Source organism: Burkholderia sp. AU38729 (genome assembly GCF_020419725.1).
In the GTDB taxonomy this organism is placed as follows: Bacteria; Pseudomonadota; Gammaproteobacteria; order Burkholderiales; family Burkholderiaceae; genus Burkholderia.
This window is the reverse complement of record NZ_JAIZQO010000005.1, coordinates 26,242-45,152: the sequence shown is the minus strand read 5'-3', so window position 1 is coordinate 45,152 and position 18,911 is coordinate 26,242. Positions and strand designations below refer to the sequence as shown.

At 67.1% G+C, this 18,911-nt stretch carries 18 protein-coding genes and 1 riboswitch; of the genes, 5 read left to right on the top strand and 13 right to left on the bottom strand.

Annotated elements, in window-relative coordinates; genetic code table 11:
* Positions 1–96: 96 nt before the first annotated feature.
* Positions 97–264: riboswitch (yybP-ykoY riboswitch) on the top strand.
* A gap of 81 nt (positions 265–345) precedes the next feature.
* On the top strand, positions 346–1,356 hold the full coding sequence (locus tag LGM56_RS14685; protein ID WP_226205347.1) for a sodium:calcium antiporter: 1,011 nt from the start codon (positions 346–348) through the stop codon (positions 1,354–1,356).
* A gap of 90 nt (positions 1,357–1,446) precedes the next feature.
* On the opposite strand, the gene arsH is transcribed toward LGM56_RS14685, so the two are convergent.
* The 10 genes from arsH to LGM56_RS14635 form a co-directional block, all read right to left on the bottom strand.
* Positions 1,447–2,169: an arsenical resistance protein ArsH gene (gene arsH, locus LGM56_RS14680; protein WP_226205346.1), complete on the bottom strand. Its 723-nt coding sequence runs from the start codon at positions 2,167–2,169 to the stop codon at positions 1,447–1,449.
* On the bottom strand, positions 2,162–2,584 hold the full coding sequence (arsC, locus tag LGM56_RS14675) for an arsenate reductase (glutaredoxin) (protein ID WP_226205345.1): 423 nt from the start codon (positions 2,582–2,584) through the stop codon (positions 2,162–2,164). The genes arsH and arsC overlap by 8 nt, the downstream gene beginning before the upstream one ends.
* A gap of 20 nt (positions 2,585–2,604) precedes the next feature.
* On the bottom strand, positions 2,605–3,675 hold the full coding sequence (gene arsB, locus LGM56_RS14670) for an ACR3 family arsenite efflux transporter (protein WP_226205344.1): 1,071 nt from the start codon (positions 3,673–3,675) through the stop codon (positions 2,605–2,607).
* The gene (locus LGM56_RS14665; RefSeq protein ID WP_226205343.1) at positions 3,672–4,004 is read right to left on the bottom strand and encodes an ArsR/SmtB family transcription factor; all 333 of its coding nucleotides are present in this window, start codon (positions 4,002–4,004) and stop codon (positions 3,672–3,674) included. Before LGM56_RS14665 ends, arsB begins: the two co-directional genes overlap by 4 nt.
* A 194-nt stretch (positions 4,005–4,198) precedes the next feature.
* Entirely contained in the window at positions 4,199–4,570 is a 372-nt protein-coding gene (locus tag LGM56_RS14660; RefSeq protein WP_089497813.1) for a copper-binding protein, read from the bottom strand.
* Positions 4,567–7,773, bottom strand: a complete 3,207-nt coding sequence (locus LGM56_RS14655; RefSeq protein WP_226205342.1) for an efflux RND transporter permease subunit — start codon at positions 7,771–7,773, stop codon at positions 4,567–4,569. The genes LGM56_RS14660 and LGM56_RS14655 overlap by 4 nt, the downstream gene beginning before the upstream one ends.
* Positions 7,770–9,299, bottom strand: coding sequence for an efflux RND transporter periplasmic adaptor subunit (locus tag LGM56_RS14650; protein WP_226205341.1), 1,530 nt, complete (start codon positions 9,297–9,299; stop codon positions 7,770–7,772). The genes LGM56_RS14655 and LGM56_RS14650 overlap by 4 nt, the downstream gene beginning before the upstream one ends.
* A gap of 11 nt (positions 9,300–9,310) precedes the next feature.
* Entirely contained in the window at positions 9,311–10,603 is a 1,293-nt protein-coding gene (locus LGM56_RS14645) for a TolC family protein (protein WP_226205340.1), read from the bottom strand.
* 92 nt (positions 10,604–10,695) lie between these two features.
* Positions 10,696–11,085 (bottom strand): hypothetical protein, encoded by a 390-nt coding sequence (locus LGM56_RS14640; protein WP_226205339.1) that lies wholly within the window; start codon positions 11,083–11,085, stop codon positions 10,696–10,698.
* Positions 11,086–11,172: 87 nt separating this feature from the next.
* On the bottom strand, positions 11,173–11,805 hold the full coding sequence (locus LGM56_RS14635) for a glutathione binding-like protein (RefSeq protein ID WP_226205338.1): 633 nt from the start codon (positions 11,803–11,805) through the stop codon (positions 11,173–11,175).
* A 136-nt stretch (positions 11,806–11,941) separates the two neighbouring features.
* On the opposite strand from LGM56_RS14635, the gene LGM56_RS14630 reads away from it, so the two are divergent.
* The 4 genes from LGM56_RS14630 to LGM56_RS14615 all read left to right on the top strand — a co-directional run bounded on the left by LGM56_RS14630 (position 11,942) and on the right by LGM56_RS14615 (position 14,674).
* A complete protein-coding gene (locus LGM56_RS14630; protein WP_089428429.1) occupies positions 11,942–12,334 on the top strand; it encodes a winged helix-turn-helix transcriptional regulator in 393 nt (130 codons plus the stop codon).
* A gap of 31 nt (positions 12,335–12,365) precedes the next feature.
* Positions 12,366–12,734, top strand: coding sequence for a hypothetical protein (locus LGM56_RS14625; protein WP_089497819.1), 369 nt, complete (start codon positions 12,366–12,368; stop codon positions 12,732–12,734).
* Positions 12,735–12,791: 57 nt separating this feature from the next.
* A complete protein-coding gene (locus tag LGM56_RS14620; RefSeq protein WP_226205337.1) occupies positions 12,792–13,112 on the top strand; it encodes a hypothetical protein in 321 nt (106 codons plus the stop codon).
* Positions 13,113–13,288: 176 nt separating this feature from the next.
* Positions 13,289–14,674 carry an MFS transporter gene (locus LGM56_RS14615; RefSeq protein ID WP_226205336.1) on the top strand — a complete coding sequence of 462 codons (1,386 nt, stop codon included), beginning with the start codon at positions 13,289–13,291 and terminating at the stop codon, positions 14,672–14,674.
* A gap of 90 nt (positions 14,675–14,764) precedes the next feature.
* Here LGM56_RS14615 and LGM56_RS14610 read toward each other — a convergent pair whose 3' ends face one another.
* The 3 genes from LGM56_RS14610 to LGM56_RS14600 all read right to left on the bottom strand — a co-directional run bounded on the left by LGM56_RS14610 (position 14,765) and on the right by LGM56_RS14600 (position 18,707).
* Positions 14,765–15,841, bottom strand: coding sequence for a C45 family autoproteolytic acyltransferase/hydolase (locus LGM56_RS14610; protein WP_226205335.1), 1,077 nt, complete (start codon positions 15,839–15,841; stop codon positions 14,765–14,767).
* A gap of 71 nt (positions 15,842–15,912) precedes the next feature.
* On the bottom strand, positions 15,913–17,493 hold the full coding sequence (locus LGM56_RS14605; RefSeq protein WP_226205334.1) for a DUF3138 family protein: 1,581 nt from the start codon (positions 17,491–17,493) through the stop codon (positions 15,913–15,915).
* Positions 17,494–17,591: 98 nt separating this feature from the next.
* Positions 17,592–18,707, bottom strand: a complete 1,116-nt coding sequence (locus tag LGM56_RS14600; protein ID WP_226205333.1) for a polyamine ABC transporter substrate-binding protein — start codon at positions 18,705–18,707, stop codon at positions 17,592–17,594.
* Between the last annotated feature and the right edge of the window lie 204 nt (positions 18,708–18,911).

The window sequence follows — 18,911 nt, the reverse complement described above, 5'->3', positions numbered from 1 at the left end:
GGGGGAGTATAGCTCCGGAAGGCTGCCCCTATAGGGGAGAGGGGTATATTTTTTTGAGATGAAGGCTTGCCGAAAGCAATTCGCCCGGCTAGACTGCCCTTCGTCTTTGGGGAGTAGCCTGCTTTCCGTCCCCGGAAAGCGATCGTGTCAACACACTCGGCCTGCGGCCGTGGCACGATCAGCCTGATTGGCTTGGCGAGACCATGGGCGCATCGCGTCGTTCCTGGTCGGACGTCGGCGGATGCGCCATGGTTCGTCAGCGTCCGACCACGGAGTCCCCATGTCCCACACCGCCCTGTCCCCGCGTTTCGCCGCCGTCCGCGCGCATGCCTGCGGAGGTGCCGCATGACTCTCATGTTTGTCGAACTGGCGTTCATGCTGGTCGTCATCCTCATCGCCGCCGAGGTCTTCACCAACGCGCTCGAACATCTCGGCGAGCGCCTGAAGATTTCCGAAGGCGTCACCGGTTCGCTGTTCGCGGCCGTCGGCACCGCGCTGCCCGAAACGATGGTGCCGCTGCTCGCGCTCGCCGGCGGCACCGCGAACCAGGCCGTGAACGAGGAGATCGGCGTCGGCGCGATTCTCGGCGCGCCGCTGATGCTCGCGACGCTCACCACCTTCCTGATGACGCTCGCCGTGATCCGCTCGCGCGGGCTGCGCGGCACGATCGCGCCCGAACGCACGGGCTTCGTGCGCGACATGAACTACTTCCTCGCCGCGTTCTCGCTGGCCACCGCCGCGATGTTCGTCCCGCATCACAACGGGGCCGTGCGTGCGTTGCTCGCGGCGATGCTGGTGGGCATCTACGTGATGTATGTCGTGATGACGTTCCGGGCGTCAAGCCAGCTCGTCGATGCCGGGCACGGCACCGAGGCGCCGCACACGATGTTCCTGTCGCGCCTGGGTGTGCCGACCAACCTCGCGACGATCGCGCTGCAACTGCTCCTCGGCGTCGCGCTGCTGGTCGGCGGGGCGAAGGGTTTCATTCACGGCGTGGAAGGCGTGTCGCACGCGCTGGGCGTATCGGCGCTGCTGCTGTCGCTGATCATCGTGCCGATCGCGACGGAACTGCCGGAGAAGGTCAACAGCGTACTGTGGATCCGCCGCGGGAAGGACACGCTCGCGTTCGGCAACATCACCGGCGCGATGGTGTTCCAGGGCACGTTGCTGCCGGCGATCGGCATCATGCTGACGCCGTGGGAGCCGCGTCCCGAAGTGCTGACCGGCGTGATCATCACGCTCGCGGCGGCGGCGTGGCTGCGCGTCAATGCGCGCACGCGCGGGCTGGCGATCTGGGCGTTGCTCGCGAACGGCGCGGGGTATGCGGGGTATCTGTTCCTGACGCTGGCGCGCTGAACTTGCTCGACGGACTCAACGGACGCGCCGGGCACGATCCCGCTGCCCGGCGCGAACGACGCATCGTCGCGCCGCCGGCCCGCAAGCGATTCAGATGCGCGTCTGGTTCACACGCTGCGACAGTTGCTCGGCGCTTTCCTTGCGCTCGCTGTACCGGTCAGTCAGATACGCGCCGACGTCGCGCGTCAGCAGCGTGAATTTGACCAGCTCCTCCATGACGTCGACGACCCGGTCGAAATACGCGGACGGCTTCATCCGGTCGTCGTCGCCGAATTCCATGAACGCCTTCGCGACGGACGACTGGTTCGGGATGGTCAGCATGCGCATCCAGCGGCCGAGCACGCGCATCTGGTTGACCGCATTGAACGACTGCGATCCGCCGCTGACCTGCATGACCGCCAGCGTCTTGCCTTGCGTCGGCCGCACCGCGCCGACCGACAACGGAATCCAGTCGATCTGCGCTTTCATCACGCCGGTCATCGCGCCGTGCCGCTCGGGGGAGCACCACACCATGCCCTCCGACCATTGCACGAGCTCGCGCAACTCGGCCACCTTCGGGTGGTCGTCGGGCGCATCGTCAGGCAGCGGCAAGCCGGCCGGATTGAAGATCCTGGCTTCGGCGCCCATCGCCGCCAGCAACCGCGCCGCCTCCTCGACCAGCAACCGGCTGAACGAGCGCGTGCGCAACGACCCGTAGAGCAACACGATTCGAGGCGGATGCGTCGACGGCCGCGCGGGTTGCAGCCGGCTCGCGTCCGGCACGCGAAACAGCGTGGCGTCGAGTTGCGGCAGATCGTTCAGTCGCTCAGACACGCTTGCCCTCCGCATCGATCACGATTTCGCCGTCTTCCTTCGCAAACGGCCCCTTCTGCGGATCGGGCAGGATGTCGAGCACCTGCTCGGACGGACGGCACAGCCGCGTGCCGAGCGGGGTGACGACGATCGGGCGATTGATCAGGATCGGGTGAGCGGCCATGAAGCCGATCAGGTCGTCGTCGCTCCACTTCGGATTGTCGAGATCGAGCGCTTCATACGGTGTCCCCTTGCGCCGCAGCACGTCGCGCACGGGCACGCCCATCGCCGCGATCAGCGCGCGCAGCGCTGCCTGGCTCGGCGGCGCTTCGAGGTAAAGCACGACACGCGGCTCGACGCCGGCGTTGCGAATCATCGCCAGCGTGTTGCGCGACGTGCCGCAATCGGGGTTGTGATAGATCGTGATGTCGGTCATTTCCGGATTCCTGAATGGTTTCACGCGCACTCGTACCAGCGCTTCGAACGATTGACGACGCGCACGACGAGCAGCATCACCGGCACTTCGATGAGCACGCCGACGACGGTCGCGAGCGCGGCGCCCGAGTGGAAGCCGAACAGGCTGATCGCGGCGGCCACGGCCAGCTCGAAGAAATTGGACGCACCGATCAACGCCGACGGACACGCGATGCTGTGTTTCTCGCCGACGAGACGATTGAGCCCATAGGCGAGCGCTGCGTTGAAGAACACCTGGATCAGGATCGGCACCGCGAGCAGCGCGATCACCAGCGGCTGCTTCAGGATCGCCTCGCCCTGGAACGCGAACAGCAGCACCAGCGTGGCCAGCAGCGCGGCGATGGCCCACGGGCCGATCTTCGCCATCGCGCGGTCGAACGCCGCCGGCCCCTTCGCGAGCAATAGCCTGCGCCATACTTGCGCGAGGATCACCGGGATGACGATGTAGAGCACGACCGACGTGAGCAGCGTCGCCCAAGGCACCGTGATCGCGGACATCCCCAGCAACAGGCCCACCAGCGGCGCGAACGCGATCACCATGATGCTGTCGTTCAGCGCGACCTGCGACAGCGTGAACAGCGGATCGCCGCCCGTCAGCCGGCTCCACACGAACACCATCGCCGTGCACGGCGCGGCGGCCAGCAGGATCAGGCCGGCGATATAGCTGTCGATCTGGTCGGCGGGCAGCATCGGCGCGAATAGCTGCCGGACGAACAGCCAGCCGAGCAATGCCATCGAAAACGGCTTGACGAGCCAGTTCACGACGAGCGTCACGCCGATCCCCCGCACATGCTGCCGAACCTCATGCAATGCGCCGAAATCGACCTTGACCAGCATCGGCACGATCATCACCCAGATCAACAGCCCGACGGGCAGGTTGACCTGCGCGTATTCCATGCGGCCGATGTGCTGAAAGAGCCCGGGCAACGCCTGGCCCAGCGCGATGCCGAGCACGATGCACAGCGCCACCCACACGCTCAGGTAGCGCTCGAAGAAGCCGATGACGGGCTGCGCCGCCACGGCTGGCGGTTGTGCAACGTCCGAGCCGGTCATGCATCGCCTCCGCAGCAATCGGGCACCGTCGGCACACCGCAGGCCGCGCCGGCGCAGCAGTTCTCGGTCAGGAACCCGATGAGCCCGCTCATCGATTCGAAATTCGCCGCGTAATAGATGAACCGGCCGTCCTGGCGCGCGGTGACCAGGTCGGCGTGCGACAGATCCTTCAGATGAAACGACAGGCTCGATGGCGACAGCCCGATCTGCTGGGCGATCGCGCCAGCCGGCAGCCCTTCGGGCCCGGCCACGACCAGCGCGCGAAAGATGGCCAGGCGCGCTTCATGAGCAAGCGCGCCCAAGGCGCGCACGACGAGATTGGAGTCCATGGCGCGAAGGATAGCGGCTTCATTTCAACATTTCAAGCATTGTTGAAATGAAGGTGCGGATCTCGTGCGTGGCCGCTCCCCAGCCCTTCGCGCACCGTCAAACCCGGCCGCACGCGCGACTTCCGGCCCGACGCGCACGGCCCCGGTGCAGCCGCCCGCCTCGCGGACGGACGACGCACCGGCATGCGCTCAGGTCAGGACGCCTTCACCAGCTTGACGATCGTCAGCGTGCCGTCGACCTTCTCGATCCGCACCTTGACCTTGTCGCCCGCATGGGCGTGCTCGAGCATCGCCGCGTCCTTCGCCTTGAACGCCATCGTCATCGGCGGCATCCCGACGTTCTCGAGCGCGCCGTGCTTCAGCGTGATCTTGCCGGTCGCGGCATCGACCTTCTTCACTTCGGCGTCGGTCAGCGCGGCATTCGACTCGGCCATGCCGCCCGACGACATCTTCATGCCGGACATGTCCATGCCGGCCATGTCGCCGGCTGCAAAGGCGGGGGTGACGAACGTGCCGACAGCGAGCACAGCGGCGGCAGCAACGGTAACAGTGATCAACTTCTTCATCGGGATTCTCCGGTTGGGATGGATGGCACGTTCGTGCCGTGAGGAACTGCTTCGGAATGCCACGCATGGCCCGCGCTTCGCGCACGACGGCGCTGCAGCAGGAGCCAGGCGGCGGGAATGACGAACATCGACAGCAGCGGCGCGGTGACCATGCCGCCGACCATCGGCGCGGCGATGCGCTGCATGACTTCGGAACCGGCGCCGCGCCCGACCATGATCGGCACGAGGCCGGCGAGCACGACGGCCACCGTCATCGCCTTGGGCCGCACGCGCAGCACCGCGCCCTCGCGGATCGCGTCGAGCAGCAGCGCATCGGTCAGCGGTTCGCCGGCGTCGAGCCGGCGCTGCAGTGCGCCCTTCAGGTACAGCAGCATCACGACGCCGAATTCGGCGGCCACGCCCGCGAGCGCGATGAAGCCCACCGACGTCGCGACCGACACCGCGTGGCCGAGCGCCCACACGAGCCAGAAGCCGCCGACCAGCGCGAACGGCACCGTCGACATCAGCAGCAGCGCATCGGTCGCCGAGCCGAACGTGAGGAACAGCAGCACGAAGATCACCACGAGCGTCACCGGCACGACGGTGCGCAGCCTGGCCGCCGCGCGTTCGAGATACTCGAACTGCCCCGACCACGCGATCGAATAGCCGGGCGGCAACGCGACCTGCTGTGCGACGGCCTGCTGCATCGTGCGGACGGCGGTGCTCAGGTCGACGCCGCGGAGATCGACGTACACGTAGCCGGACAGTCGCGCGTTCTCGCTGCGGATCATCGGCGGGCCATCGGCGATCGCGATGCGTGCGACGTCGCCCAGGCGGATCTGCGCGCCGCGCGCGGTGACGACCGGAAGCTGCCGCAGGTTCTCGACCGAATCGCGCACCTCGCGCGGGTAGCGGAGGTTGATCGGAAAGCGCTCGCGCCCCGCGATCACTTCGCCGACGTCGTCGCCGCCGACCGCCGTCGACACGACCGACTGGATGTCGGCCACCGACAGCCCGTAGCGCGCGGCCGCGAGCCGGTCGATGTCGACGTCGATATAGCGGCCGCCGTTCAGCCGTTCCGCGAGCGCGGACGTCACGCCCGGCACGGGCTTCACGGCGGCCTCGACCTGCTTCGCGATCGCGTCGATGCCGGCCAGGTCCGGCCCGGAAATCTTCACGCCGACCGGCGTCTTGATGCCGGTGGACAGCATGTCGAGCCGGTTGCGGATCGGCGGCACCCACACGTTCGACAGCCCCGGCACCTTCACCGTGCGATCGAGTTCGTCGACGAGCTTCTCCGGCGTCATGCCGGGCCGCCAGGCGCTGCGCGGCTTGAAGCGGATCGTCGTCTCGAACATCTCGAGCGGCGCGGGATCGGTCGCGGTATCGGCGCGGCCCGATTTGCCGAACACCGTGTCGACCTCGGGCACGCTCTTGATCAGCCGGTCGGTCTGCTGCAGCAGCTCGCTCGTCTTGTCGGCCGAGATGCCGGGCAGCGCGGTCGGCATGTACAGCAGGTCGCCTTCATCGAGCGGCGGCATGAATTCGCCGCCGAGCCGCGACAGCGGCACGGCCGTCAGCACGAGCGCGACGACCGCGATGCCGATCGCGATCCACGGGCGCCGGAGCGTCGCTTCGAGCAGCGGACGGTACGCGCGAATCAGCACGCGGTTGAGCGGGTTCGCGTGCTCGTGCGGAATGCGGCCGCGCACGAGATAGCCCATCAGCACCGGCACCAGCGTCACCGACAGGCCGGCGGCCGCGGCGATCGTGTAGGTCTTCGTGAACGCCAGCGGCGCGAACAGCTTGCCTTCCTGCCCTTCCAGCGAAAACACCGGGATGAACGACAGCGTGATGATCAGCAGCGAGAAGAACAGCGCGGGCCCGACTTCCGCGGCCGACGTCGTGACGAGTTCCCAGCGTCGCGCGGCCGTGATCGGCTCGCCGGGATGCGCGTGGTCGTACGCTTCGAGATGTTTGTGAGCGTTCTCGATCATCACGATCGCCGCGTCGATCATCGCGCCGATCGCGATCGCGATCCCGCCGAGCGACATCAGGTTCGCGTTCACGCCCTGGTAGCGCATCACGATGAACGCGGCCAGCACGCCGAGCGGAAGCGACAGGATCGCGACGAACGCGCTGCGCAGGTGGAACAGGAACATCGCGCAGACGAGCCCGACGATCACGAACTCCTCGATCAGCTTGTCCTTCAGGTTGCCCACCGCGCGCGCGATCAGCTGCGAGCGATCGTAGGTCGTGACGATCTCGACGCCGGGCGGCAGCGAACGCTTCAGGTCGGCGAGCTTCGCCTTCACCGCATCGATCGTGGTCAGCGCGTTCTTGCCCGAGCGCATCACGACGACGCCGCCCGTCACCTCGCCCTGCCCGTTCAGCTCCGCGATCCCGCGCCGCATCGCCGGGCCGACCTGGATGCGCGCGACGTCGCCGAGCAGCACCGGCGTGCCGGCGTCGTTCGTGCGCAGCACCACGTGCCGGAAATCATCGAGCGTGCGCAGGTACCCGGTCGAGCGCACCATGTACTCCGACTCGGCCAGCTCGACGACCGAACCGCCGGACGCCTGGTTCGCGTTGCCGAGCGCGCTCGCGACTTCCGCCTGCGTGATGCCGTATGCGCGCAGCTTGTCGGGATCGAGCACGACCTGGTACTGCTGAACCATGCCGCCAATGCTCGCGACTTCCGACACGTCCGGCACCGCCTTCAGCTCGAACTTCAGGAACCAGTCGTTGAGCGCACGCAGTTGCCCGAGATCGTGACGGCCGGTGCGATCGACGAGCGCGTACTCGTATACCCAGCCGACGCCGGTCGCATCCGGCCCGAGCGACACCGTCGCGCCGGCAGGCAGACGGCTCTGCACCTGGCTCAGGTATTCGAGCACACGCGAACGCGCCCAGTACGGATCGGTGCGGTCGTCGAACAGCACGTAGACGAACGCGTCGCCGAACGACGAATACGCGCGGACGGTTTTCGCGCCGGGCACGCCGAGCAGCGTGGTCGTCAACGGATAGGTCACCTGATCCTCGACGATCTGCGGCGCCTTGCCCGGATACGACGCCTTCACGATCACCTGCGTGTCCGACAGATCGGGCAATGCATCGAGCGGCGTCTGCCGCAGCGAATGAACACCCCATGCGGCAATCAGCACGGTGGCGAGCAGCACGAGGAAGCGGTTGTGGACGGACCAGCGAATGACGTGCGCGATCATCGTTCGCCTCCCTGCGGTTCGACCTTCGTCAGCCGGTAACCGTCGTCGCCCTGCGTGAACGCGAAGCGCACCGTCTGGCCCGGCTTCACGTCCGGGAACGCGGTGGCCGACGGCTTGCCGAACGCCATCGTCATCGCGCCCCAGCCGAGCGCCGGAACGGGCTGATGCGAGAACGTGATGTCGTCGGCCGTGACCTGTTCGACCTTGCCGGTGGTTTCGTAGACCGGTGCCGTCGCTATCGGCACCGACGCGGGCATCGCGCCTGCCCCGCTCGCGCCGGTGCCGCTTTCCAGCCGCGGCAACACGCTTTTCAGGCTCGCCTCGGAATCGATCAGGAACTGCCCCGATGCAACGACCGTGTCGCCTTCGTTCAGCCCGCCGAGCACTTCGGTGTCGCTGCCGACGTCGTTGCCCACCGTCACCGTCACGGGCTGGAGCCGGCCGTCGCGATTCTTCACGATGACGATCGAGCGCTTGCCGGTCGCGATCACCGCCTCGGACGGCACGAGCAGGCGCGATACCGTCTGCCGCGCGGCGACCCGCACGCGCATCAGCATGCCGGGTGTGAGCCTCAGCGCCGCGTTGTCGATCTCCACGCGCGCCTGCAGCGTGCGGCTGCTCGTGCTGATGCCGGGCAGCACTTCGCGGATGCGTCCGGTGAAATGCTGCGTTGGGTCGCCCGCGAACGTCGCATCGACCGCCATCCCCGGCTGCACGTTCAGCGCAAGCGCTTCCGGCACCTCGACGATGAGCCACAGCGTCGACAGCCCGGCGATCTTCGCGAGCGTCTGGCCGGGCGCGACCATCGCGCCGCCCCGCACGTTCAGCTCGCTGACGACGCCGGTTTCCGGTGCGGTCAGCACGACATGCGTCTGCGCGCGGCCGGTGCGATCGAGGCTCGCGATCATGCCGTCGGGAATCGACAGCGCCCGCATCCGTGCACGCGATGCATCGAGCAGGCTGGCGTCCATCCCGCCGCGCTTGAGCGCGAGGTATTCCTCCTGCGGCGCGAGCCAGTCGGGCACGAACAGCGATGCGATCGGCGCGCCCTTCGCGATGCGCTGCATCGGTGCGCGCGCATAGAGACGGTCGATGTAGCCGGTGACGCGCGACTGGACGACATCCGCGCGCGATTCGTCGAACTGCGTGGTGCCCACCGCATCGAATCCGGCCGCTGCCTGCTGCCTGCGCACGGTCGCATAGCGGATGCCGAGGTTCTGCTGCAGGCCCGGGTCGATCCGGATGCCGGACGCGCCGCCGCCTTCGTCCGCGTAGACGGGTTGCAGTTGCATGTCCATGAAGGGCGACTTGCCCGGTTTGTCGAAATGCTGGTTCGGCACCATCGGGTCGTGCCAGTAGAGCACCTTTCGGCCGCTCGTCGAACCGGGCTGGCCGGTCGAGGCCGAGGCGGCGGCGTCAGTCGCGGCGCTTGCCGCATGGCGTGCGCCCACGAAATAACCCGTGCCGAGCAGCGCGGCACCGGCGAACGCCAGCACGGCCGCGCGGGCCCATGTTTGCTTCGTCATGTCGTTCTCCTTTATTGCGCGGCGGCCAGCGTCGACGGCACGACCTGGTATTCGAGCTGCGCCCAGGTCTGCGACACCTCGCGCCGGAGATCGAGCACCTGCAATTGCGCATCCAGTTGCGCGCGGCGCGCGGCGAACGTATCGGCGAGCGAGCCTGTGCCGGCACGGTAGGCCGCGTTCGCCAGTTGCACGCGCTGGTCGGCGGCGGGCAGCAATGCGTCGCCGAGATTCGCGATGCGCGCACGACCGCTCGCGAGCGTCGCGGACTGCGTGCGGATATCGGCCTGCACCTGGCGCAGCGTGTCCTCGTACATCAGGCGCGCCTTCGTCGCGAGCGCGGCTTTTTCGGCGACGTCGCGGTTCTGGCGGTTCTTGCGATTGAGCGGCAGCGGGATCGTCACGCCGACGGACACCATGTTCGAATACGCGCCGCCACGCTGCTGGTACGCGACTTCCCACGTCCAGTTCGGGCTGCGTTCGCTGTCCGCGACGGCCGTATCGGCCTCGGCAACCGCGATATCGTCGGCGGCGGTGATCAGCGCCGGCTGCGACAGCCGCAACTCGTCCGGCGGCAGCGATGACACGAACGATTCCGGCGCGGGCGGCGCGCCCGCAACGTCGTCGACCGGCACGGCGGTCCAGCGCGACAGCGCGATGAGCGCGGTCTGGTAGACCTGCCGCGCTTTCAGCAATTGATCCTGCGTCTGCGCGAGCATGGCCCGCGCCTGGACGACATCGGCCGCACTTGCCTTCGCGCCGCGATACGACGCCTTCGTCGCTTCAAGCTCATGGTTCATGTGATCGAGCAGCGCCTGCTGCAGCGCGAGCGCCTGCTTCGCGTAGACGGCGTTCAGCCAGGCCGTCGCGGTTTGCTGGCGCACGCTCGCGAGCTGCGCGAGATAGCCGGCGCGCTCGCGCCCGACCTGCTCGTTGGCGAGCGCCGAGCGCAGGCGCCGCTTGTCGCCGGACACCCACTCCTGCTCGATGCCGATGCGGCGCATCGTCATGAAGTCCTGGCCGACGGTGAAGCGCTGGCCGCCGTTGACCGGCAGGTTGTCGATGCCGGCCTTGAGCATCGGGTCGGGCAGCTGGCCGGCCTTCACGGCCGCCTCCGCGCTCGCGCGCACCGACGCCTGCGCGCCCTGCATCGAAGCGGAATGATCGGTGGCGGACTGCAGCGCGGCGTCCAGCGTGACAGGCGATGGCTGCGCGTGAACGGCGCCCGCCACCAGCAGCGCCGCCCAAAGCATGGGCGCGCGCCGACGTGCACGCCGCGCAAGCGGCGTGCCGAAATGGAATGACATGGTTGAACCCCAACGGCGGAACCCCATAGGGATTCCACGTCCTGATACAGGACGAACCTCACCGCGAATGCGGCGAACCTATCGGATCGGGATCAGCTGAGGCGTGGAGGGCGCCACAATCCGTTCGGATCGCGGACCGGGAGGATTTGCGCGTAGTGGAACGCGACGGTGCTGGCGAATGCCGCGGGGCGACTGACTTCGGCGCGAGCGGCAGGATGATAGAGACTGCCGAACTGGCATTGCGCCGTCAGCTTGCAGGCCGTGCCCTTCGCTTTCGCGTGGGGCTTGCCGGCGGACGACGACTGCATCGAATCGCAGCCCGGCATGTCGGCGGACATGCCGGCGTCCGTGTCCATCGACATCGACATCGACATGCCCTGCTGCATCATCGGACATTCCCCGGCCAGGCCGCTGGCTGCCAGCCCGCTGATGGGCAGCACCGCGCAGAGCAGCAGCAGGATGAGCGTCCGGAGGAATTTCATGGCGGGGATTATAGCGCGGGGTTTTGCTGTGCGGCGGCGCGTCGATGAAGCGTAACGACGTGCCGACTCCGCGACCGCCGTCGCCTGCTACCGCGCGAGCCCGTCGGCCTCCAGCACCGCCCGCACCGCCGGCCGCGCCCGCACCCGCTCGTACCACGCACGCAGATGCGCATAGCGGGTCAGGTCGATATCCGCGTGGTACACCGACCGCAGCCATTCCGCCTTGCCCCAGCCGGTCAGCGCGAACAGGTAGGCATCGGCGAGCGTGAACGAGTCGCCCATCAAGAACGTATTGCCGTCGAGCTGATGATCGATCCACGCAAAGCGGCTGTCGAGCTTCGTTCTCGCCGGGTCGACGTATTTGCCCGCCTGCACCGCGTACAGCAGCGGAATGAAGCCCTTGTGGATTTCCGCCGTGAGAAAATTCAGCCACTCCATCAGCCGATAGCGCGCGAGCGTGCCGTACGCCGGCGCGAGCCCCGCCTGCGGACACAGATCCGCAAGATACTGCGCGATCACCGGCCCTTCGCGCAGCCGCGTGCCGTCGTCGAGTTCGAGCAGCGGCACGTAGCCGAGTTCGGTCACATCGTAGTAATTGCGCCCGTCTTCAATGACATGCTTGCGCGCGTCGACCTGGATGACTTCCGCGTCGATGCCGCCTTCGCGCAGCACGATGCAAATGGCCTGCGAACAGCTTCCGGGAGCGTGATAGAGCTTCATGCGTGTCCTTCGTGGGTTGTCCATGTATCGATTCGCCGCGACGCGGGCGCTAATATCTCGCATCGGCGCAGCGCTGAGAAGACGGCAGTCGTTTGTGCCGTTGTCACAAAAAATTTACCGACCAGGATTCGGCACGATGAAAACGAGTGCGACAGGATGTTCCGTTGAAGAAGCGATGCGCCTGCTCGGCGGCCGCTGGCGGCTGCTGCTGGTGTCGTATCTGCTCGACGGGCCGCGGCGCTTCAGCGACCTGCGGCGCGACATGCCCGGCATCTCGCAGCGGATGCTGACGCTCGACCTGCGCGCGCTCGAAGACGCCGGGCTCGTGCGGCGCACCGTCTATCCGGAAGTGCCGGTGCGGGTCGAGTACGATCTGACCGCCGACGGCGACCGGCTGCGGCCCGTCGTCGAAGTCATGCGCGAATTCGGGTTGTGGCTGAAGGCGCGCGATGCCGATGCGTCGTGCGATATCGGTGTCGCGCCCGATGCGGCAGCCGCCATCGAAACAGCACACCATTCCACCCGATAACCCCTACTCCCATACGCAGGAACCCACACTCATGGAACTTCACGCCACCATCGGCGCGGCGACGTCCGATCTCGACGACGACGAAAGCTTCGCCAATATCTACTGTCACGACGCCGAGCAGGACTATTGCTTCGCGCTGTCGCGTTTTCCGGACGACGCGCTGATCGAAGTGATGGTGCGCGACCAGGTCACCGCGCGCGTCAAGGATCTGTCGGTGCGCCTGACGGACGACACGATCGACGTCGAGATCGAACCCGCGCTCGCCGCGCGGCTCGACGGCCAGACGCGCTACGTGATCCATCTCGCGCCCGGCCAATACGATCCGGTCACGCTGCGCGCCGCGCTGAAGGAGATCTTCGTCGGCAAGAACGGCTTTCAGGACGACAGCACGCGCGGCTGACGTGTCGTCACGCCAATCGAAGGGCCACGACGACAGCCCGGCTCGAGGTCCACTGACATGAAGATGCTGCTCATCCTGGCGTTGACGGTTGCGATCGTGCTTTGGTTTCGTTCGCGCTACTTACGATTGACGGCGCGCGTGCGCAGGGACAGGGACGCGAAAGAAGCCCTGATGCGCCAGGTTTTGCTCGACCGCGCCGATTACATCGACAAGCCCGTGCAGCGCCTGATCGACACGCTGGGCGAAACGAAATCGCAGAGCCTGGACCACGGCGTGGTCATTTATACGTGGCGGGCCAATCAGCTATGCATGGACGCATCCATACGAAACGATGTGTGTGAATACCTGGATGAACGCCAATGCAGCAAGCACGACTAGGGCACCGTATTCACACCATCATTCCCACATATTGAGCGCACCACGTCCCATTATTAGGGATGCCTGCCCAGATGTTGACGCACGTCGTTCCACGGCTCTAACGTTCGCCCCAATGCCATTCGATTCGGCCGCCCCGCTCGCGGGCGACGGCCGGGCACAGAACACAGGAGACAACCGTGGCCCAATCCGCGTCGCGCACCCACGCCCACCCACCGGAACAACCGCCCGCGCGCGCCGACATCGCATCCGATTCCGCCATCCGCACAGCCGCGGCGCAAGCCACACCGCCGAGCCGCAAGCGGCTGCTGATCCTCGCGTTGCTGTTCGTCACCGTCGTGATCAACTATCTCGACCGCAGCAACCTGTCGATCGCCGCGCCCGCGCTGTTCAAGGAACTGAACATCGATCCGGTGCGCGCGGGCCTCGTGTTCTCCGCGTTCGGCTGGACCTACGCGCTGATGCAGGTCCCGGGCGGCTGGCTCGTCGACAAGGTGTCGCCGCGCGTGCTGTATGCGGGTGCGCTCGCGCTGTGGTCGGCCGCGACGCTGCTGCTCGGCTTCTCGGGCTCGTTCGTCGGGCTGATCGTGCTGCGCCTCGCGGTCGGCGCGCTCGAGGCGCCGGCCTATCCGATCAACAATCGCGTCGTGACGACCTGGTTCCCGACCCGCGAACGCGCAAGCGCGATCGGCAGCTACACGTCAGGCCAGTTCGTCGGCCTCGCGTTCCTCACGCCGGTGCTCGCGTGGCTGCAGGTGCATCTCGGCTGGCACATGGTGTTCGTCGCAACCGGCCTCGCGGGCATCGTGTGGGCCGCGATCTGGTATGCGGTGTATCGCGAGCCGCGCGCGTTTCGTGGCGTCAACGCGGCCGAGATCGCGCTGATCCGCGACGGCGGCGGGCTCGTCGATCTCGAGGACCGCGTCGCGGCACGCACCGAACGCGCGCCGTCGACGTGGCGCGACCTCGGCGTCGTGCTCGGCCGGCGCAAGCTGTGGGGCATCTATCTCGGCCAGTTCGCGCTGAACTCGACGCTGTGGTTCTTCCTCACGTGGTTCCCGACCTACCTCGTCAAGTACCGCGGAATGGACTTCATTAAATCGGGCTTCCTCGCGTCGCTGCCGTTCCTCGCCGCGTTCGTCGGCGTGCTGTGCTCGGGCGTGCTGTCGGACTGGCTGATGCGTCGCGGCGCATCGCAGGGCTTCGCGCGCAAGCTGCCGATCATCTCGGGGCTGCTGATCTCGACCTGCATCATCGGCGCGAACTACGTCACGTCGACCGGCTGGGTGATCGCGTTCATGACGATCGCGTTCTTCGGCAACGGCTTCGCGTCGATCACGTGGTCGCTCGTGTCGGGGCTCGCGCCCGCGCGGCTGATCGGCCTCACGGGCGGCGTGTTCAACCTGATCGGCAACCTGTCCGCGATCGCGACGCCGATCGTGATCGGGCTGCTGGTCGACGGGGCCGACTTCTCGCGCGCGATCACCTACATCGCCGCGATGGCGCTAGCCGGAAGCCTGTCTTACGCGCTGCTCGTCGGCAAGGTCGAGCGCATCGACGCATGAGCGTCACGAGGGCGGCACGCGCGTGCCGCCCGGCCTTACCGCTACCGCTACCATTAGCCGCGCGTCGTGCGTCGTGCGTCGTGCATCACGTCAGAACCGCAGAGCCCCATCCCGCGCGAGGTCGTTCGGATTGCCCGCCACGTAGTCGAGCGCGCATGCATCGGTATCGATGCCGACGGTCAGCAGCGTTTCCCAGCGCTCGGTGTCGGGCATCGACAGGTCCGGATGGAAGCACACGACGGCCTGATCGCCGGCCGCCCCGCACATCGCCGCCGCGCGCTCGCGCACATCGGCGCTCGTCATCCCGTTCACGACGTCATTCAGGTGCGCAAAACGCTCGCGCGTGGTCGAGCTGTCGGGCATGCACTCGCCACCGCTCAACGCGCAATCGAGGAAGTGGTTCGTATGCAGCAGCCAGCCGTCCGGACGCGGGACCACCACGCCCACACCCGACGGGCTCAGCTCGATGCTCGCCGCCCGCGGGTTCGCGTCGTGCCGCGTGAACACGGTCAGCACCGTCGACGCGCTCACGCGTGCGGTGCGCGCGATGTCGATCGCCTCCTGCACCGTCGTCGCGTCTTCGAGCATGCGCCGCGCGATCGCATGCACGGGCACGCCGGCGCTGTCGTTGTCGCTCGCGTGATGCAGGATGTTGAAGTGCAGCCCGAGCCCCGCGCTGTTCACGCCGAGCTTCGCCAGCATCCCGAATTCGGAGAACAGCTTGACGGTACGGCCGTAGGGCGTCGCGATCTGCATCAGCAAGCCCTGCGGCGCGAGGCTGTCGTGCCAGTCCCACGTCTGCAGTGTGCGCGGTGCGTGCGGGCCGGCCGGTGCGTAAACGGTCGTCGAGCACTCGCCTTCGGCCGATGCGGGTGCGGTGGCGAGAATCTCGGTGCGTGCGTTCAGGCATGCGAGCTGCCAGCGCGGCAGGTCGACGCCGTCGGCGATCGCCTCGACTTCGGCGGCGAGGCGCGGGCACCACGCGCCGAGCGTGGCGAGACTCGCTTCGCCGATCTCCCGCGCGCGCTGCGGCGCGATGCCGAGCTTCGGGAAAAACGCGAGATACAGCGCGACCGTCTCGCGGATCGCCGGTGCGAAGCGCTCGCCGATCAGGCGGCCGCGCTCGCGCGGATCGGTGATGTCGGTCACGAAGGTGTGCAGCTTCAAGATCAAATCTCCTCGGTTGAATGCGTTCCGGGCCTGTAAGGCCCGGAGAGCGTGATACATCGTGCAGCGGGTCAGAACGAATAGATGAATTGCATCCCGGCCAGGTCGTTGCTGCGCGCGTACGTGCCGTTGCTCTTCAGGAACACCGGATGGTTCGCCGCGTCGTGGCGGTATTCGAGCTTCACGGTGATCTGCTGCGTCGGATAGAACAGCAGGTCGGCCGTGATCGCATAACGCTGCGCGCCCTTGCACTCGGTGCCGTTCGTCGACGAACCCTGGAAGCACGCCGGATCGATGCCGAAGCCGCTCGATCCGTTCACCGACGGATTGCCGCCCGCGAGCCCGTACTGGATGTTCGTACCGCCGCCACCGTTCGACGTGTTGTTCAGGTAGTCGAAGCGCAGCGTCGCGCCCATGCGGCCGACCCACGACGTCGTCCACTTCGTGTGGCCGAGCAGCGACATCCCATACCAGCGCGCGGTGCCGCCGTTCCATGCGCCCTTCTGCAGTTCGCCGTAGTCCACCTGTGCGTTGACCTGCGTCTTGTCGTGCGTATAGGTCACGTCGGCTTCCACGTATTTGTAGAGGCCGGTCGGCGACGAACCGTTGCACTGGTAGCCGTAGCCGCCCGCCTGCGCGCACGGCGAGAACAGCGACTGCCGGCCGAGCATCCCGGAAATGCCGAAGTCGAAGGCGGTCGACGTCGCGTTGTCGAAGCGCGCGGTGATCGTCGGCGTCCAGTTGGTCTTCGTCGTGTTGTTCGCCGCATTCGCGATCGCGCCGGCGGTGCGCAGCACCTCGTTGCCGATCACGACCTGCCAGAAGCGCGTCATCGCCGCGTTGGAGCCCTTCAACCCGATGCCGATCAGGTTGCCCGGCTCGCTGAAGTCGTACAGCAGCCCGTGCGTGAGCGTGAGCATCTGCGTCGACGGCTGCACCTCGTAGCCGGCGAGGCTCGGCATCATCCCGATCTCGAAGGTACGCGTCGTGCTGAGCGGCACGGTGACCACCGCCTGCGTGATGATGTTGTTGCCGACACCGCCGTGCGCGTTGCTGAACACGTTGCCGAAGCCGCGGTTCGGCTGGATGACGACCTCCGCCGCCGGCGCCATCGGGCCGACGCCGAAGGTCTTCTTGATGTCGAGGTAGACGTCGCCGATCGTGCTGTTGAAGTAGTCGTACGCGCCCGGGTCGTGGTTCAGGAACTGGAAGCCGGACGTGCGCTGCGCGCGGTTGAACAGGTACACGGGATCGACGTAGCCGGTGATGCTCAGGCCCGCAAGCGGGCCGGTGGTCGCCGCTTCCTGCAGCGAGTCGACCTTCAGCGACGCGTTCGCGATCTGCTCGCGCATCTGCTGCAGGTCGTCGTTCGTGAACGCCGGCGCCGCATCGGCGGCCGGTGCAGCGGCGGCCGCCGTGTTGATCGAGCCGATCGTCGCGCCGCCCGAGGCGGCATTAGCGGTCGTTGCCGCGCCGGCCGGCTTCGCGGCCAGCATGCTCGCGCGCAGCTCGTTCACCTGCTGCTGCAGCGCGGTGACCTGCGCCTGCAGCGCCTTCATCCGGCTCGCGTCGGTCGCCTGCGGCGTGTGCGCGAATGCCGCGGCGGCTTCGAACGCCAGCAGGCACAGCGCCGTCATGTGTGTGATTTTCATGGTGTGGGTGGTCGTCGGGACGCGCGCGCCCCCGCCCGCCGCGATGAGCGGCGGGGCGCGCGAAAGGTAGTCGGGAGTGGGGAGAAGCGGCGGCCGGCTTACTCGGTCTTCAGCTTCGTCCAGAGACGGTTCTGCAGACGCATCAGCTCAGGCGGCACCGGCTTGCTGAGGCTCAGCTTGCGGATCACGTCGGCGGGCGGGAACACGGCCGGATCGCTCGTCACGTCGGCGCGCACCAGGTGCTTCGACGACGACACGGCCGACGGGTACGACGTGTCGTTGGTCAGGTTCGCGCTCTCCTTCTCCGACAGCACGAAGTTGACGAACTTCAGCGCGGCGTCCGGATGCGGCGCATCCTTCGGCACCGCCATCATGTCGAACCACATCGCGCTGCCCTCGGTCGGGATCACGTACTTGATGTGATACGGCTTCTTCGCGGAAGCGGCCGCGATCCGCGCGGAGTTCACGTCGCCCGACCAGCCGAGCGCGAGGCAGATGTCGCCGCCCGCGAGGTCGTTGATGTAGCTGCTCGAATTGAACTGCGTGATGTACGGCCGCACCGTCTTCAGCAGCTCGTATGCGGCCTGGTAGTCGGCCGGGTTAGTCGTGTTCGGATCCTTCTTCAGGTACACGAACGCCATCCCGAACGCATCGACCGGCGAATCGAGCACCGAGATGCCGCAGTGCTTCAGCTTCTGCGCGTACTTCGGGTCGAACAGCAGCGCCCAGCTGTCGAGCGGCGCGTCGTTGCCGAGCGCGGCCTTCACCTTCTCGACGTTCATCCCGAGCCCGTCGGTGCCCCACGTCCACGGAATGCCGAACTGGTTGCCCGGATCGTCCTTCGCGAGCACCTTCATGATGTCCGGATCGAGCAGCCCGTAGTTCGGCACCTGGCTCTTGTCGATCTTGCGGTAGATGCCGGCCTGCAGCTGCCGCGCCCAGAAGATGTCGGACGGCACGACGACGTCATACCCCGACGTGCCCGACAGCAGCTTCGCCTGCAGCGTCTCGTTCGAATCGAACTCCTGGTAGACGACCTTGATGCCGGTCGCCTTCTCGAAGTTCGCGATCGTCGCCTTGCCGATCGAGTTGCCCCAGTTGTACACGTTGACGACGTCCGCCGCGTGCGCCACCGGCGCGCCGGCCCACAGCGCGCCGCCCAGCGCGAGCGCCGCGCATGCCGCTTTCAGATGCTTGCTCCAATCCCCTGCCATGGTTTCCTCCGTCGATATCATGATCCGCTCGCGATGAACGGTGTGTGCCTCGGTCCGGAAAAATGTAGCCAGAGGAAATTGGCCGGTCTGCCCTGCCGTTAGGGGGACACGCCGCACAATCGGGGCACCCGGTTCCGGGCGGAGGCCCCGAGCGCCCCGACCAGGAAGCGAATTGAAAGCTTCCTTCGCCGCTTCGTCACGCCA

Excerpts from the sequence above, each read along its gene's own strand:
- LGM56_RS14685 (WP_226205347.1), top strand. The coding sequence starts at position 346 with ATGACTCTCATGTTTGTCGAACTGGCGTTCATGCTGGTCGTCATCCTC.
- arsC (WP_226205345.1), bottom strand. The coding sequence starts at position 2,584 with ATGACCGACATCACGATCTATCACAACCCCGATTGCGGCACGTCGCGC.
- arsB (WP_226205344.1), bottom strand. The coding sequence starts at position 3,675 with ATGACCGGCTCGGACGTTGCACAACCGCCAGCCGTGGCGGCGCAGCCC.
- LGM56_RS14665 (WP_226205343.1), bottom strand. The coding sequence starts at position 4,004 with ATGGACTCCAATCTCGTCGTGCGCGCCTTGGGCGCGCTTGCTCATGAA.
- LGM56_RS14660 (WP_089497813.1), bottom strand. The coding sequence starts at position 4,570 with ATGAAGAAGTTGATCACTGTTACCGTTGCTGCCGCCGCTGTGCTCGCT.
- LGM56_RS14655 (WP_226205342.1), bottom strand. The coding sequence starts at position 7,773 with ATGATCGCGCACGTCATTCGCTGGTCCGTCCACAACCGCTTCCTCGTG.
- LGM56_RS14650 (WP_226205341.1), bottom strand. The coding sequence starts at position 9,299 with ATGACGAAGCAAACATGGGCCCGCGCGGCCGTGCTGGCGTTCGCCGGT.
- LGM56_RS14645 (WP_226205340.1), bottom strand. The coding sequence starts at position 10,603 with ATGTCATTCCATTTCGGCACGCCGCTTGCGCGGCGTGCACGTCGGCGC.
- LGM56_RS14640 (WP_226205339.1), bottom strand. The coding sequence starts at position 11,085 with ATGAAATTCCTCCGGACGCTCATCCTGCTGCTGCTCTGCGCGGTGCTG.
- LGM56_RS14635 (WP_226205338.1), bottom strand. The coding sequence starts at position 11,805 with ATGAAGCTCTATCACGCTCCCGGAAGCTGTTCGCAGGCCATTTGCATC.
- LGM56_RS14630 (WP_089428429.1), top strand. The coding sequence starts at position 11,942 with ATGAAAACGAGTGCGACAGGATGTTCCGTTGAAGAAGCGATGCGCCTG.
- LGM56_RS14625 (WP_089497819.1), top strand. The coding sequence starts at position 12,366 with ATGGAACTTCACGCCACCATCGGCGCGGCGACGTCCGATCTCGACGAC.
- LGM56_RS14620 (WP_226205337.1), top strand. The coding sequence starts at position 12,792 with ATGAAGATGCTGCTCATCCTGGCGTTGACGGTTGCGATCGTGCTTTGG.
- LGM56_RS14605 (WP_226205334.1), bottom strand. The coding sequence starts at position 17,493 with ATGAAAATCACACACATGACGGCGCTGTGCCTGCTGGCGTTCGAAGCC.
- LGM56_RS14600 (WP_226205333.1), bottom strand. The coding sequence starts at position 18,707 with ATGGCAGGGGATTGGAGCAAGCATCTGAAAGCGGCATGCGCGGCGCTC.